The sequence below is a fragment of the Pectobacterium aroidearum genome, from assembly GCF_015689195.1.
GTDB classification, from domain to species: domain Bacteria; phylum Pseudomonadota; class Gammaproteobacteria; order Enterobacterales; family Enterobacteriaceae; genus Pectobacterium; species Pectobacterium aroidearum.
Genome location: NZ_CP065044.1, coordinates 4,404,839 through 4,420,241, shown reverse-complemented (window position 1 = coordinate 4,420,241; position 15,403 = coordinate 4,404,839). Strand labels below are relative to the sequence as shown.

Here is a 15,403-nt window from a genome sequence, read left to right as displayed (position 1 = left end):
TGCTACGGCGTATAGCACTGCCGTGGGTGAGGCGCTCGGAAGGGATGGGATCAGAAGCCGTAGCGATCGGAAGAATGTACTGCCCCGCTGGGTAGCCAACGGGGCAGATGAGCATTAATGAATTCTCAGTAAGTGGTCCTGATTGACTTTGAAGAAACGAACCGCATCGCGCAGTTGCTCCCCCTGTTCCGTCATCGCATGGGCTGCCGTGGCGGATTCTTCAACCAGCGCTGCGTTCTGCTGGGTAACCCGATCCATTTGTTCTACTGCCACGCTAATCTCTTTGATGCCGATGTGCTGCTCGTTGGAAGCTTGAGAAATTTCCGCCACGATATCGGTGACCTTTTTCACCGATTGCACAATTTCCGACATCGCCTGGCTGGCTTTGTCTGCCCGCGCGGAGCCGTCGGTAATCTTCTCAACGGTGCCTTCGATCAGCGTTTTGATCTCCTTGGCGGCGTTGGCGCTCTTCTGTGCCAGCGTCCGTACTTCGCCCGCCACGACGGCAAAGCCTTTCCCTTCGCTACCCGCTCTGGCCGCTTCTACTGCCGCGTTCAGTGCAAGGATATTGGTCTGGAAGGCAATCCCTTCGATCACGGCGATAATGTCGACGATCTTCTGCGAGCTATCGGAAATCTCATGCATCCGCTTGAGCATGTCGTCCACGATAAGCCCACCCTGAGAAGCCGTTTCCGAGGTTTGCTGTGCCAGTTGGCTGGCTTCTTTGGCGTTATCCGCATTCTGGCGTACGGTGTGCGTCAGTTGCTGCATATTGGCCGATGCCTGAATCAGCGAAGCTGCCTGCTCTTCGGTACGCTGCGACAGGTCGCTGTTGCCCTGAGCAATCTCACTGGACGCCAGCGTGATAGATTCGCTGCCGTTCATGATGGTGTGTACGGTGTTCACCAACTGCCGATTCATGTGGTTGATGGACGCCAGCAGGCTGCTGTTATCCCCCTGACGTAGCTTGATCTCTGTTGTGAGATTACCGGAAGCAATCTCGGTCATGATTTCCTGAGCGTAATGCGGGTCGCCGCCGAGCTGGAGTGAGATATTACGTGAGATAATGGTGGCGATAACGGCTGTCGTCAGCAGAGCAAGTAGCAGCAGTCCCCAGACATAGTATTGTGACGTCCGATACGTCGAATTGGCGCCGTCGACGATATTTTTTGCCGTCGCCACTTCCATTTCGACCAGCTTCGCCAGATCTTTCATTAGCTGGCTACGATATTTGGAGGAATTTGCGCCACTGATTCTACTCGCTTCAGCCAGATCGCCTCGGTTGACGGTATCAATCAGCGTGGCATTGACGGAGTTAAAGCCAGAGAAATTTTCGCCAATCACCTTAATTAGCGCTTTTTTATCCTCGCTGTTGGCAACGGTTTGGTAATTCTTAAACGCGGCAAGGAAAGCATCGGCGTTTTGCAATAATTCTTTGCGGTGGCCTTCGCGCTCCTCGGGGGTTTTGGAGTCGATATACTGTATTTGCTGCAAACGTGTTTCAGACAATACGCCGCGCATTTCCAGACTATATCGCACGCCGGGCAGACTGCTGCTGCTTAATTCATCAATACGACTATTATTAACGCTAAGCTGGAGTAGTGAAACCACTCCTAATAGCAACATCATGGCTATCAGGACGGAAAATCCGAGTAATAACTTGGAGAACACTGTGAGTTGAGAGAATTTCATCGCGGTTCTTATTGATTATTAGAGAGAAGGTAATAGTGATAACGGCAAATAAAATAAGATCTTTATAATGTGTAATTCGATAAAGAGAGTAGAGGATGTAAACGGAATTTAATAATAACTGTATGCATTTTGGCGATACTAAATTTCGATTATTTTTGTTTTTTTGTGGATTTGTTTTAGATGGAAAGGGTGGTTGTTAAACATTGTTTTAATAAATGTTTTTATTTTTAATGTGAAGGTTGGATAATTCACAAATAGGAAAAATAAAATGTGATAGCCATCAATAATCGATAATTATTTATACCCGTCATACTTCAAGTTGTATGTGCGTTGGCTGCGTTCAGTCACCCGAATCACTTACTCAAGTAAGCTCATCGGGATTCCTTCGCTTGCCGCCTTCCTGAAACTCGAATTATTTAGGGTATGTGATTTAAAAATAATGATAATAAGTAACAGGATTCATTAGTTAAATGACAAATTATTTCTTTTTATTTCTTCAACCATAATGACACAGCGGTAAGGTCGTTACCGCTGCACGATGATGTCTAGTATGCGTTAGTCCAGATAGAACACGGGTTCCAGCGCTTCACTGACCGGGCTGTTATCGGGATTGGAAGGCATCACGTCACTCATGTGTTTCCACCAGCGCTGGCAGACTTCCGTTTGCGCAATCGCTTCCCAGCGCGCTTCTGATTCGACTTCCACATAGCCGAATAGCAGATTGCGCTGTTTATCCAGAAAGATACTGTAGTGGTGCGCGCCGTGATTTTTCAGCACTTCGGCCAGTTCCGGCCAGATAGGATTGTGGCGACGCTGGTAGTCGTCGTGGCAGCCAGGAAAAACCGACATCACAAAAGCCTTACGCAACATGGATGAATCCCCCGTAATCGTTGGCTGCCCGCCACGGCGCGGATGCCGTGGCGGGTTGAGGCTGAAGGAAAGCGATACGTTAGACGAACTACACGCGTAGTGCGGCTTCCATAGGGGTGACGCCGAAACGTTTACCCAGTGCGATCAGCTCTTCGGTCGAGATCGTCTGCTTCTTACCGCCCATCGATCTCACTTTCACCATCACTTCGGCGGATTTTTCCGCGGTATCGATCAGGCCGAAGGCGTCGTCCAGCGTCGGACCGGTGCCGAAGATACCGTGGAAGGGCCACAGCACCAGCGAATGACGCTGCATTTGTTCGGAGGTGGCATCGCCAATGGCGTCGGTACCCGGCACCATCCACGGCACAATTCCCACGCCGTCCGGGAAGACCACCAGACACTCTGTGCTGCCTTCCCACAGTTCACGGGTGAATTTAGCGGTATCCAGCTCCAGCACATAGCTCAGGGCGATCAGATTGGTCGCGTGGCAATGCATGATGACGCGATCGTGCCCGTGGGTCACACCCATACGCACAATGTGCGACTGGAAATGCGAGGCGAGTTCAGACGTTGGCAGACCGCCGTTGGTGAGGCCCCAGAAAATACGATAGCCTTTGCCATCGCTATCAACCTGCAACACCACCAGCGAATCGGCTGGATCCAACTGAACGTTGCGGAAAAATTTGCCGGAGCCGGTGACGATAAACCAGCAGTCTGCCAGTGCCGGCATCGGCTGTGATAGCGCCTCATGGCGCGGCTGCGGATAGAAATCGCTTTCATAAGGCGTCACATCCTCAGCCGTCAGGCGCAGGCTGACGTTACCGCCGTTACGTTCGTCCCAGCCTTTGAGCCACATGTCGCTGGTGGCTTTAATCATTCCCTGTACAAACCAGGAAGAGAGAATTGCTTGCATAGTCTTACCCTTGACGTTGAGTGAGGATGGTTTCTTCATACTGACGCACCTGTTGCAGCCATTCGCTGCCTGGGATGACGTCATGACGCTGGCAGTAGTGCTCCCACACGGCCTGCCACGGTAGCGATTTTTGCTCTTCCAGCAGAGCTAGACGCGCGGTGTAATCGCCGTTTTGTTCCAGCTTGCGCAACGTTTCTGTGGGTTCCAGCAGCGCGCGCAGCAGAGCTTTCTTCATATTGCGCGTGCCAATAACCCAGGCGGCAATGCGGTTGATCGAGGCATCAAAGAAGTCGAGCCCGATATGCACGCGATTAAGCAGCTTATGGCGTACGATTTCGTGTGCGATGGCTTGCGTTTCGTCATCCAGCAGCACCACATGGTCGCTGTCCCAGCGTACCGGACGGCTGACGTGCAGCAGCAGGCGCGGGACGTACAGAATGGCACTGGAGATTTTGTCGGAAATGACTTCGGTGGGGTGGAAGTGTCCGGCATCCAGGCAGAGCGCGGTGCCGCGGCTGGCTGCATAGCCGAGGTAGAATTCGTTGGAGCCGACGGTAAAACTTTCCGCGCCGATTCCGAACAGCTTACTTTCTACGGCGTCGATATGGTGCGCCTGATCGAGCGGCTCGGCGATGATCTCATCCAGCGCGCTGAGCAGCCGCTGACGGAATGCCAGACGATCGATGGTCAAGTCTTTCATGCCGTCCGGCACCCAGATGTTCATCACGGATGGCGTGCCGAGTTCGCGACCGAAGTAGGCGGAAATCCGGCGGCTGGCCTGACAGTGCTCAATCCAGAAGCGGCGTACTTTTTCGTCCGGGTGCGACAGGGTGAAGCCGTCCGCGCTCAGTGGGTGAGAGAAGCAGGTCGGGTTAAAATCCAGCCCGAGCTGGTGGCGTTTGGCCCACTCAACCCAGGTGCGGAAGTGCTCGGGAGCAATTTCATTACGGGCGACGGGCTGTGCGGATTCCAGATAGATGGCGTGCAGGTTCAGCCGTTTGGGGCCGGGAATGAGCGCAAAGGCCTGTTCCAGATCGGCACGCAGTTCATCTGGTGTGCTCGCTTTGCCGGGGTAGTTGCCGGTAGCCTGAATGCCGCCGGTCAGTGGTCCGTCGGTGTTCTCAAATCCGGCCACATCGTCACCCTGCCAGCAGTGCATTGACACCGGAATCTGATCGAGCTGTTCCAGCGCGGCCTCTACGTCAATATTCAGGCTGGCGTAACGCGCTTTTGCCAACTGCCAGGCGGTTTCAATTGGTGTGCTCATTGCGTGGTCTCCTTTTTGCCCTTCGGGGCGGTTTCTGGCTGGCTGAGCGCCTGAAAACGACGCCAGTGCCCGGCAAAATCACTCTCCGCACGCGGGGTATAGCGATGCAAAGGGAAGTTATGAGTCAGCATGTGCCGGAATGCGGCAAGGTCGGCGACGGCGCCCAGCGCCATCAACTGGCAGCCGATATTGCCAAGCGTCGAAGCTTCGACCGGCCCGGCTAGAACTGGAATTTGGCACACATCGGCGCACAGCTGGTTCAGGAAGGCGTTCTGGCTGCCACCGCCGACAATGTGCAACTGGTGGATCGGTGCGTGGCGCAGTTCGCCCAGTTCCAGAACTACCTGTCTATAGAGCAGCGCGAGGCTGTCAAAGATGCAGCGTGCCAGCTCGGCATCGCTGTGGGGGATCGGCTGACCGTGCTCACGGCAATAGTCGCGGATCGCCTGATGCATGGACGGCGGATTGATAAAGCGATCGTCATTAGGGTTAATCAGGCTGGTGAAAGCGGGCAGGGCGGCAGCGGCCTCAATCAGCGCGCCTAAGTCCTTGATGTCACGCTCCTGACAAACCCGCTGTAGCAGCCACAATCCCATGATGTTTTTCAGCACCCGATAGGTGCCGTCTACGCCGCCTTCGTTGGTGATATTGGCAGCCATCGCTTGCGGGCTGTTAAATGGTGTGTCGCTCTCGATACCCATCAGCGACCAGGTGCCGGAGCTGAGATAGGCGCTGTCGCGGCTCTGTAACGGCGCGCCAACCACTGCGCTGGCGGTATCGTGCGTGGCGACGGCGGTGACGGGAATCTGCCGTCCGCTCGGCGCAGCCCAATTCCCTACAGCGTGCCCCGGCTGTACCGGATCGCTCAACCAGCGACGTGGTACACCCAGATAGTCCAGTAGCTCGCTGTCCCAGGTTTTCTTTTCGAGGTTAAGCAGTTGGGTCGTGCTGGCGTTGGTGTATTCGCAGACCAGACTTCCCGTGAGGCGATAGTGAAAATAGTCGGGAATCATCAGCAGGTGTGCCACCTGATGCAGATCGTCAGATGGCGCATCGCACAGCGCTTTAAGCTGGTACAGCGTATTAAATGGCAGGAATTGAATGCCGGTACGCTGATAGATAGCTTCACGCCCCAGTTCGGTGGTGACGGTAGCCATCACGCCATCGGTGCGGTGGTCGCGATAGGAATACGGCAGGCCGATACGCTGTCCGTCTTTATCGAGTAGCACGTAATCGACGCCCCAACTGTCGATCCCGATGCTATCGGGAACGATACCCATGGCATCGATTTGGTGTAACCCAGTGAGGATATCGCGTTCCAGCGCGGCGAGATCCCACTGGTGATGATTGTCCTGAAACACCAGCGTATTGCTGAAACGGTGAATTTCTTTCAGCGTCAGATGCTGCGTTGCGGTGTGCAAGGTTGCCAGCATGACTCGACCACTGGATGCACCTAAATCCACCGCCACGATATTCTTCACCGCCATAGCCGCACTCCTTATTGTTGGATGTGTTGCAGTGTAAAGAGCGGTAACGGCAGCCACCTTCCTATGAGTGCCATCAACAACAGGCGGCTGGCAAAATGACAAAGCTGACCGTGAAAGGGCTCACAATCTGGGAAATTATTCGGGAAATAACCACGAGAAAATCAGGGAAAATGCGGTGTGATCCTTACCACACTTCAACCAATTGGGCGGTGCGATCTTAAAAAAAGAGCAGCCAGACGGCATGCAGGTGACGGTAATTTAAGGTCGGTTCTGTGGCTTCTGGCTACCCTTTTTCAAAGGCCGCATTTTTGCCAGAGGCCGAATGGAGAACTGAAATGACGTTACTTCGTGGTGATGATTTTTTTACTTCGCGTGCCGTAACGGTGGCGGTAGAACCGCGTACTCCGCAAACGGCTTTTCCTGAGCACTACCATGATTTCTGGGAAATTGTGCTGGTGGAGCAGGGCGCAGGCGTCCATGTGTTTAACGATCAGCCTTATGCGCTATGCAGCGGTTCGGTGTTCTTTGTTCGTGATAACGATCGGCATCTGTTTGAAGACGTGGAAGGGCTGTGTCTGACTAACATGCTGTATCGCTCGCCGCGCGGGTTCCGCTTCCTTTCCGATATCGCCGCATTCTTGCCGTATGGCCCGAACGGCGAGTGGCAGGGGCAGTGGCAGGTCAATACAGTGGGGATGCAGCAGTTGAAACAGTCACTGAACAGTCTGGCAGAGCTGGCGCAGAGCGATGCACCGGAAGCGATTGCCGCCAGTGAAAGCCTATTTCTGCACATTCTGGTGCAGTTGCGTCAACAGTGCTTCCAGACGCAGAGCAGTGGTTCCGAGCGTCAGGGAGTACAGGCGCTGCTGGGTTGGTTGCAAAACAACTACAGCGAAGAGGTGAACTGGGGCAGTCTGGCCGATCGGTTCTCGCTGCCGCTGCGCACGCTGCATCGTCAGCTCAAACAACACACCGGTATGACGCCACAACGCTATCTGAATCGGTTAAGATTACTGGAGGCACGTCGGCGGTTGCAGCAGAGTGATGATTCCATCACCACCATTGCGCACGCCTGTGGATTTAGCGACAGCAATCACTTCTCGACGCAATTCCGCAAGGCATTCTCGCAGGCGCCTAAGTCACTACGCCATCAGGCGTTTTCTCGTGAAGAGTAGCTAACAGCAACTGCGGGTGAGGAAATGGCGACAGCAGTACGGGGTTTAAAATTACAGACTGAAGACTATTTCCTCACCGACAAGAATGCCGTGATGGTTGCCGAACGCCACCCGCAGCCGGTGTTTCCGCTGCATCATCATGATTTTGACGAACTGGTGATTGTCTGGCGCGGGAATGGCCTGCACCTCTGGAACGATGTGCCTTACCGCATTACCCGTGGTGATATGTTTTATGTTTCTGCTAACGATCGTCACAGCTATGAATCTGTCCACGGGCTAGAACTGGACAATATCCTCTATATTCGCAACCGCCTGACGCTCTCGGCTGACTGGCAGAGGTTGCTGCCGGGCGGGGAGCATCCACAAAGCCAGCGGCACTGGTGTCTAGGCTCCGAAGGTATGGATACCCTTCGTGAGAAGGTGGATGCGCTGAGGCAGGAGTGTATGAAATCCGATGCGCTGTCGCTGCAACTGAGTGAAGCGCTGCTGTTGCAGATTGCGCTGCTGGCGGCGCGCTATCGTCACACGCCGGATAATCCACAGCTCGCCGATGCGCACCAGCTAGATATGTTGATGAATGCGCTGCGTGCCAGTATTGCGGCACCGTTCCGCTTTGAAGCCTTCTGTGAACAGCACCACTTCAGCGCGCGCAGTTTACGTGCGCGCTTTAAAGAACAAACGGGCATGAGCGTGCCGCACTACCTGCGCCAGTTGCGGCTATGCAAAGCGATGGAACTGCTGCGTTATGATCTGCAAACCATCGGCGACATTGCTGCGCTGTGCGGGTTTGAAGACAGCAACTACTTCTCTGTGGTGTTCCATCAGGCGTTCGGCATCTCGCCCAGCGCCTACCGCCAGCGCTTCCTGAATGTGGAGTGAAACTGCTTTTTTGTCCCGCATACTCTTTTTAGCTATGGGGGTGATGAATCAATGAAGGGTTAATAGTGGTAGCGGCAGGCAGCGATCATCATGGCGTCATCGGTGATGGCATAGACCAGACGATGCTCTTCGGTTATACGGCGCGACCAGAAACCAGCGAGGTTATGTTTAAGTGGCTCCGGTTTTCCTTTTCCCTCAAAAGGTGTTCTACGCGTTTCTTTTATTAATTCATTGATCTTTTTGACCATCCGCTTATCGATGTCCTGCCAGTACAGGTAGTCTTCCCATGCTTCTTCTGACCAGATTAGCTTCACTCAATGATATCTCTTTCTTCGCCATTGCCAGCTTTAAGGCTCTCGATTGAGTTCATCAGTCTTTTTGCATTTGCTGGTGAACGCAGTAAATACGCGGTCTCCTCTAGAGAGTTATATTCTTCCAAAGACATGAGCACGCAGGCTTCACCATTCTGTCGAGTGATAAGAATGGGAGCACGGTCTTCGACCGTTTTCATCATGGTCGCCGATAGATTTTGTCGGGCTTCACTGTAGCTAATTGTACGCATTTGTACCTCCTGATATGTACTTATCATTGTACAATGACGTTGCGTTTTTAACCACTCAATCCTTCGTCAACCGCACTACTCCGCCACCGTTGAAAGCAGCAGGCGCGTGTAAGGGTGTTGCGGCTGATTGAAGATCTGCTCGACCGGCCCTGTTTCTACGATATCCCCGTCTTTCATGACCGCGATGCGGTGGCTCATGTGCTGCACTACGCCCAGATCGTGGGAGATGAACAGCATCGTTAGCCCTAACTGGCGTTGCAGCGCGACCAGCAAATCCAGCACTTGCGCCTGTGTGGTGACATCCAGCGCTGATACCGGTTCGTCGCAGATCAGAATCTCGGGTTCCGAAGCCAAGGCCTGTGCAATGGAAACGCGTTGTCGCTGCCCGCCTGACAGCGCTCTGGGACGACGGCTCAGCAGGTCGGGCGTCAAACCGACATACTCCAGCAGCGTCAGAATGCGCCGCTGTTTCTCATCGTCGCTGAGATCGCGGCGCGAACGCAGTGGCTGGTTCAGAATCTGTGCGACGGTAAATTGCGGATCGAACGAACTGAGCGGATCTTGTGTGATCGTCTGAATGCGTGCACGCAGAGGTCGACGTTCACGCTCTGTTAATGTGCTCCAGGCATTGTCCGCGAGTCGAACTTCGCCGCTGTCCGGCTTTTGCAGCGCCAGAATGACTTTGCCCAGCGTGGTTTTACCTGAACCGGATTCGCCGACGATGCCCAGCGTTTCACCGCGCTTGATCTGGAGAGAAACCTGATTGACGGCCTGCATCCGGCTGCCGTCCGGACGCTTGAACGACACTGCGATCCGAGCCGCTGTCAGAGCAATGGCGTCATCGGTGCTGGCGTGATTCGCTGCCAGCGAAGTCGGCGACGGGGCAATACCGTTCTGTAACGGGTCAGCACCGGCCAGCCATTTTCCCCGTGTGGAAGCGGTGGGGATCGCCGCCAATAATTTACGCGTGTAGGGATGTGTTGGTGCTGACAGGATCTGTTTTGCCTCACCGCCTTCGACCAGCGATCCTTGCTGCATGACGATGACGCGATCCGCCACTTCTGCGACAACGGCAAGATCGTGGGTGATCAGTAAAACGCCGTGCCCTGCCTGCGCTAAGGCGGTGAACACCTTCAGCACCTGCTTTTGCACTGTGGCATCCAGCGCGGTAGTTGGCTCATCGGCAATCAGCAACTGTGGGCCTGCTGCTAATGCAGAAGCAATAAGCGCACGCTGACGCAGTCCGCCAGACAGCTCGTGCGGATACTGCGCCGCGCGATGCTCTGGATCGGGAATACCTGCTTTCGTCAGGAGTTCGGCTACGCGTGCAGGAACCTGCTGACGAGGCAACAGGCGGTGGGTCAGAATCGGTTCGGCGACTTCCTGCCCGATCTTGCGCAGCGGGTCGAGAGACACCAGCGCATCCTGCAAAACAAAGCCGATTTCACGGCCGCGAATCGCTCGCCAGTCGCGATCGGTTAGATAGCGTAAATCACACAGGCTGCCGTCATGGCGCGTGAGTTCAATGGCGTTGGCCTGTACGTCAACGTTTTCACCGGCCAGACCCACCAGTGTGCGAGCGGTGACAGATTTTCCTGAACCCGACTCGCCGACCAGCGCCAGAATTTCACCAGCATTTACCTGAAAAGAGAGGTTCTTAACCGAACGAATGGGGCCGAAAGGGCTGGGAAACGTGACGCTCAGGCCGTCTACGCGCAGCAGCGGCGTCTTCGCGGATGTGTCTGAAGCGGTATGAGAGGGGTGAGGAAGTGGATTCAGGCTCATCGTGCCTCTCCTTTGGCCAAAATGGCCTGTAAACGACGTCCCAGCAACGTAATAGAAATCACCGACAGCGCAACGACGCTGGCGGGCAGCAGGCTAACCCAGGGGGCGATATCAAGGAAGTTACGTCCGTCAGCCAGTAGCGCTCCCCACTCGGCGGTCGGTGGAACGACGCCCAGCCCCAAAAAGCTCAGCGCCGAGGCGGACAGTACCGCGTGACCAACGCCAATGGTGGCGACAATCAGCAACGGGCGCAGCGTATTGGGAATGATATGGCGGAAAACGATATACAGCGGGTGTTCGCCCAGTGCAATCGCATGCTCAACATAGCCGGATAGCCTGACTTGCAGCACCTGAGAGCGGATCAAACGGGCATAGCCAGCAATCCCCGCCAGCCCAACGGCTAGCATGGTGTTTTCCGGACCGCGTCCCAGTACCGCGATCACCAGCAGCGCCAACAGCAGATCGGGAAACGCCAGCATGATGTCCAGCAGACGCACCAAAACCTGACGGATGCGTAGCGGCGCGAGGACCGACAAGGTGCCAAACAGCACGCCGCCGAAGCAGGCGATCAGCATCGCGCCGACGCCGATACCCAGCGACAGCGAGGTGCCGTGAACGATACGGGAAAAAATATCGCGCCCCAGTTGATCGGTGCCGAACCAGTAGGTGCTATTCGGCGACTGGAATACCGCTCCCATATCCATTTCATCGGCAGTGCGGCTGGTAAACAGTGAAGGGAAAAAGACCGCCAGCGCCAGCAGGAAAACGATCGCGGCAGGCAGCAGCGTCGCCGTGCTTAACCACGGGCTGCGGTAGGTTTTTCTGGATGGCGTCTGTGTAAAGGGCATCGGTTCACTACTCATGGGCGCTCGCCTTCTTGCGTAAGCGGGGATCGATGATGAGATACAGCGCATCCACCAGCAGGTTGATGACGACGAACAGGAACGCGGACAGCATCACGACGCCCAGCACTAGCGGCATGTCACGGTTTTCAATGGCGCTCAGCGTGACCTGCCCGATCCCGGCGCGGCCAAAGACGGTTTCAGTTAGCACGGAGCCGCCGAGTACGCTTGCCAGCAGCGTACCGGTCAGCGTTGAGGCTGCCAGCGCCGCGTGGCGTAAACCGTGGCGAAAGCGCAGCCGGATTTCACTGACGCCGCGTGTGCGTACGGTTAATGAAAACGGCTGGGAGAGTGCCTCTTCCAGACCGTCACGCAGTACCTGACTCAGAATCGCGGCAATCGGCAGGCTTAGCGTGATAACCGGCAACACCAGCGACATCACCCCGTCGTTGCCAGTAACCGGAAACCATTGCAGGCGAAAGCTGAACAGGCTCAGCAGGACGATCCCAATCCAGTAAACCGGCGTGCTAAGCAGCGTCAGTTCCAGCCACGACACGGTGGTACGCAGCGCACCATAACGGCCTGCGGTCAGCAGCGCGCTGGTAATCGCGAGGAATAGCGCCAGAATCAGGCCGCCGAGCGCCAGCGGCAGAGTTTCATGCATCGCATCGCTAATCACGCTACCAACCGGCAGGCGATAGAGATAGCTGACGCCAAAATCACCCTGTAGCGCCTGTCCGCAGTAGCGCAGATATTGCACCCACAGCGGTTGGTCGAGCCCAAATTGTTTGATGAGTACGGCGCGATAGGCTTCATCCACCACATTATCGCCGCCGCTAAGAATGGCGACCGGATCGCCGGGGATCAGTTTGACGGCAATAAACGTCAATGTGGCTGCGCCCCAGAGCACAGCCAGAATGGTGAAAAGACGTTTACCTAACGCGTACAGATTAACGTTTAATCCAGACATCATAGAAGTTCGGTTTTGCGTTGGTAGCCCAGCTTATGCCCTGTACCTGTTTGGACAGGCCGAGTTGGTAGGCGGGAATGTACAGTGGAACCACATACGCCTGATCGATGACCTCACGCTGTATTTCGCTATAGAGCTGTTTACGTTCCGCTTCGCCCGCGCCGATAGCCTTTCTCAGCTTGTCATTCAGCACGCTGATGCGCGTAAAGTTGTTGCCGTTCGGTGGCGCATAGGCCGAATCAAAGACGGTACGCAGAATATCCGGTTCTGCACGTACGAAGAAGTTGGAGGCAATATCGTACTCATTGGCATTGGTGCGCGTGGTGAACTCACCCGCATCAACCGGCGTCAGTTGAACATCGAAGCCTGCCTGTTTCACCTGATATTGCACCGCCTGGAACAGCGCGACATCCGCTGCTTCAACGTTGGTTGAGGCGTAAACGAATTTGACGCTCAGACGATTGCCATCTTTAGTGCGGAAGCCTTCGCTGTCTTTCTGTTTCCAGCCTGCGTTATCCAGCAGCTCGTTGGCTTTTTTCACATCAAAGCCCCAGCGGGATGCAACGCTCGGATCGTAGTACAGCGTGGCCGGGCCGAGAACGTTATCGGCGGCTTTCAGCGTACCGAAGAAAGCGACTTTCACCGCCGCGTTGGTATCTACGGCGCTCTGGAATGCCTTACGCACCGCGACATCCTGGAAAGGACCTTTGGTGGTATTGAGATAGAGCACGCGGTTAACGCCCGGGTTCTCATAGGTAATCACTTCCAGCTTCGGATTGCGCTTCACCGTTGGGAAATTGGCGGGCGGTACGGCGTCAATTGCCTGAATCTGACCGCTGCTCAGTGCGCCCAGGCGAACCGACGCTTCCGGCAGATATTTGAACACCAGACCGTCCAGATAGGCTGGGCCAGTATGCTTGGCATAACCCGGTCCCCAGTTGTAATCAGGGCGTTTTGTCAGCTTACTGCCGCTGCCTTTCACAAAGGAGTCGAGAATAAACGGCCCGGAACCTACCACGGTGTTACTGGTGTTTGGCGTGTTCTTCAGGTACGTCGGGGATTGAATGCCCAGATAAGGCAGGCTCAGCCCCTGTAGCAGCGCCGCAAACGGTGAGCTGTAGTGGAGCACAATCGTATAGTCATCCGGCGTCGAGATCTTGTCGATTGGGCCTAACAGCGATTTTGCGTAGCTGGAGGTGGTTTTCGGATCGAGAATACGCTCGATATTGTATTTCACCGCAGCTGCATCCAACTTGGTGCCGTCGCTGAACGTGACGTCCTTACGCAGATGGAAGGTGTACTCGGTGTTGTCGTCGTTTATTTTCCAACTTTCCGCCAGCCAGGGCGTAAAGCGATTATCTTCCGCCTGTCCTACCAGTGAATCCACCACGTTACGTGCAATCAGTGCCGTTACGCCGTAGGCCGTAATATGCGGGTCGATAATCGGCGTATCGCTGCCCAGACCAACATTCAGAATACCGCCAGCCACCGGTTTTTCATTGCTTTGTGCAGCATAAGCGCCGGGATTGAGTGCGAAAAGTAACGAGAGTAACCCTGCAGCGAGAGTCGTAACTTGCGGATGTGTTTTTTCCATTCCCTGTGTCCTTTACCAATGACATGAGGCCATACACGGCGGTCTTTTCGCTACTCTAGAGGGCAGCCTTATGCATGTAAAAGAATAAAAGTGGATTTTCAATTCCATAAAAATATATATGCGAAAAGCGGTTACGTTCGCTGATGAGTGAGACTTCTGCCTGAAACTCAGTGGTGATGCCTGCTTTATTACTACTATTGATTGAAGTACCTGTTGCTACGCCTCAGCGACAGGGGGATTACCTATAGCTACACGGGCGTGAGGAACATCAGCGCCCAGCTTGGTTCCGCGTTGATTAATAAATAAGCGAGAATAAGGTGTGCGGGATTTTTCATTTTCCGATCTGTCGCAACTGAATATCAACTTTTGCTGATGTGAGGAAATATTCTGAGTGAAAGGGATACAAGATGAGAGTATGAGTTACTGAACTGTTATTATTTTACAAATAAATAACCAGGCTATTTATTATCGACGCTTTATTGATGCGTTATTATTCGTTTCTCTCTCGGGGGATATACATTTCGTCTACGTTAGAGAATCTGGGTTTTCAATTATTGAATAAAAGTTTCACAAAAAAGAAACGCATGATTTCTTCTTTTCATTTTTACAAAATTTAAAACCGTGTTCCTAATAACAAAATATACTAGAGAGATTATCCGATAGACCAATTAACCGCTTTATAAGTGCGTAATACCTATGTAAGAATATAACCTTTAATGGTTAGATTGGTAAAAAAATGAACTTTTTTGAACAAACACCTCCATCCCGGAGACGCTATGGATTGGCTGCTTTTATTGGTTTGATTGCAGGTATTGTTTCATCTTTCGTCAAATGGGGCGCAGAAAATCCGCTTCCGCCACGTAGCCCTACGGATATGTTTACTGGTGCTTGTGCACCTGAATCACTGATTAGAGCTGCCGAGCACATTGATTGCTCTCGTAATTTTCTTAACCCTCCCTACATTTTTTTACGCGACTGGCTTGGCGTTGTTGACCCTAATGCGGCTGTTTATACCTTTGCCGGCCATGTATTCAATTGGGTTGGTGTGACGCATATTATTTTCTCTATTGTTTTTGCTGTAGGTTACTGCGTTGTTGCAGAAGTATTTCCTAAAATAAAATTATGGCAAGGTCTGTTGGCGGGTGCGCTGGCGCAATTATTCGTCCATATGATTTCATTCCCATTGATGGGGCTGACGCCATCTCTGTTTGTTCTCCCTTGGTATGAACATGTATCAGAAATCGTGGGTCACCTAATTTGGTTCTGGTCTATTGAGATTATTCGTCGTGATTTGCGTAATCGTATGACTCACGAGCCTGATCCAGAGATTCCTCTGAGTGCTTCACGATAGTCTGTGATTTTATTTT

Annotated in this window: 14 protein-coding genes; 3 read left to right on the top strand and 11 right to left on the bottom strand. The window is 53.7% G+C overall.

The annotated features are described in order from the left end of the window. Window positions 1-114 precede the first annotated feature (114 nt). The 5 genes from I2D83_RS19685 to rhaB all read right to left on the bottom strand — a co-directional run bounded on the left by I2D83_RS19685 (window position 115) and on the right by rhaB (window position 6,229). A complete protein-coding gene (locus tag I2D83_RS19685; protein WP_205947168.1) occupies window positions 115-1,692 on the bottom strand; it encodes a methyl-accepting chemotaxis protein in 1,578 nt (525 codons plus the stop codon). Between the two features lie 555 nt (window positions 1,693-2,247). Next, entirely contained in the window at window positions 2,248-2,562 is a 315-nt protein-coding gene (gene rhaM / locus I2D83_RS19680) for an L-rhamnose mutarotase (RefSeq protein WP_205947167.1), read from the bottom strand. 88 nt (window positions 2,563-2,650) lie between these two features. Next, entirely contained in the window at window positions 2,651-3,475 is an 825-nt protein-coding gene (gene rhaD / locus I2D83_RS19675) for a rhamnulose-1-phosphate aldolase (RefSeq protein WP_181830003.1), read from the bottom strand. A gap of 4 nt (window positions 3,476-3,479) precedes the next feature. Continuing rightward, complete coding sequence (locus I2D83_RS19670) at window positions 3,480-4,742, bottom strand: L-rhamnose isomerase (protein ID WP_205947166.1); 1,263 nt, start codon at window positions 4,740-4,742, stop codon at window positions 3,480-3,482. After that, a complete protein-coding gene (rhaB, locus tag I2D83_RS19665) occupies window positions 4,739-6,229 on the bottom strand; it encodes a rhamnulokinase (protein ID WP_205947165.1) in 1,491 nt (496 codons plus the stop codon). The genes I2D83_RS19670 and rhaB overlap by 4 nt, the downstream gene beginning before the upstream one ends. 335 nt (window positions 6,230-6,564) lie before the next feature. Here rhaB and rhaS point away from each other — a divergent pair, with 335 nt between their 5' ends. After that, window positions 6,565-7,404, top strand: a complete 840-nt coding sequence (gene rhaS, locus I2D83_RS19660) for an HTH-type transcriptional activator RhaS (RefSeq protein ID WP_205947164.1) — start codon at window positions 6,565-6,567, stop codon at window positions 7,402-7,404. A 24-nt stretch (window positions 7,405-7,428) separates the two neighbouring features. Beyond that, window positions 7,429-8,283 carry a helix-turn-helix domain-containing protein gene (locus I2D83_RS19655; RefSeq protein WP_205947163.1) on the top strand — a complete coding sequence of 285 codons (855 nt, stop codon included), beginning with the start codon at window positions 7,429-7,431 and terminating at the stop codon, window positions 8,281-8,283. Window positions 8,284-8,342: 59 nt separating this feature from the next. Here the strand turns inward: I2D83_RS19655 and I2D83_RS19650 are convergent, their stop codons facing one another. From I2D83_RS19650 to I2D83_RS19625, 6 genes are all read right to left on the bottom strand, one after another. Next, entirely contained in the window at window positions 8,343-8,597 is a 255-nt protein-coding gene (locus tag I2D83_RS19650; protein ID WP_039282578.1) for a Txe/YoeB family addiction module toxin, read from the bottom strand. Next, window positions 8,594-8,845: a YoeB-YefM toxin-antitoxin system antitoxin YefM gene (gene yefM, locus I2D83_RS19645; protein WP_039324900.1), complete on the bottom strand. Its 252-nt coding sequence runs from the start codon at window positions 8,843-8,845 to the stop codon at window positions 8,594-8,596. The genes I2D83_RS19650 and yefM overlap by 4 nt, the downstream gene beginning before the upstream one ends. A 75-nt stretch (window positions 8,846-8,920) precedes the next feature. After that, window positions 8,921-10,630 (bottom strand): dipeptide ABC transporter ATP-binding protein, encoded by a 1,710-nt coding sequence (locus I2D83_RS19640; protein WP_205947162.1) that lies wholly within the window; start codon window positions 10,628-10,630, stop codon window positions 8,921-8,923. Further along, window positions 10,627-11,493 carry an ABC transporter permease gene (locus I2D83_RS19635; protein WP_010285293.1) on the bottom strand — a complete coding sequence of 289 codons (867 nt, stop codon included), beginning with the start codon at window positions 11,491-11,493 and terminating at the stop codon, window positions 10,627-10,629. Before I2D83_RS19635 ends, I2D83_RS19640 begins: the two co-directional genes overlap by 4 nt. Continuing rightward, window positions 11,486-12,445, bottom strand: coding sequence for an ABC transporter permease (locus I2D83_RS19630; RefSeq protein WP_012773138.1), 960 nt, complete (start codon window positions 12,443-12,445; stop codon window positions 11,486-11,488). The genes I2D83_RS19635 and I2D83_RS19630 overlap by 8 nt, the downstream gene beginning before the upstream one ends. After that, window positions 12,423-14,036, bottom strand: a complete 1,614-nt coding sequence (locus I2D83_RS19625) for an ABC transporter substrate-binding protein (protein WP_181829897.1) — start codon at window positions 14,034-14,036, stop codon at window positions 12,423-12,425. The genes I2D83_RS19630 and I2D83_RS19625 overlap by 23 nt, the downstream gene beginning before the upstream one ends. A gap of 736 nt (window positions 14,037-14,772) precedes the next feature. Between I2D83_RS19625 and I2D83_RS19620 the strand changes: the two genes are divergently transcribed. Beyond that, on the top strand, window positions 14,773-15,387 hold the full coding sequence (locus I2D83_RS19620) for a YagU family protein (RefSeq protein ID WP_205947161.1): 615 nt from the start codon (window positions 14,773-14,775) through the stop codon (window positions 15,385-15,387). Window positions 15,388-15,403: the final 16 nt, after the last annotated feature.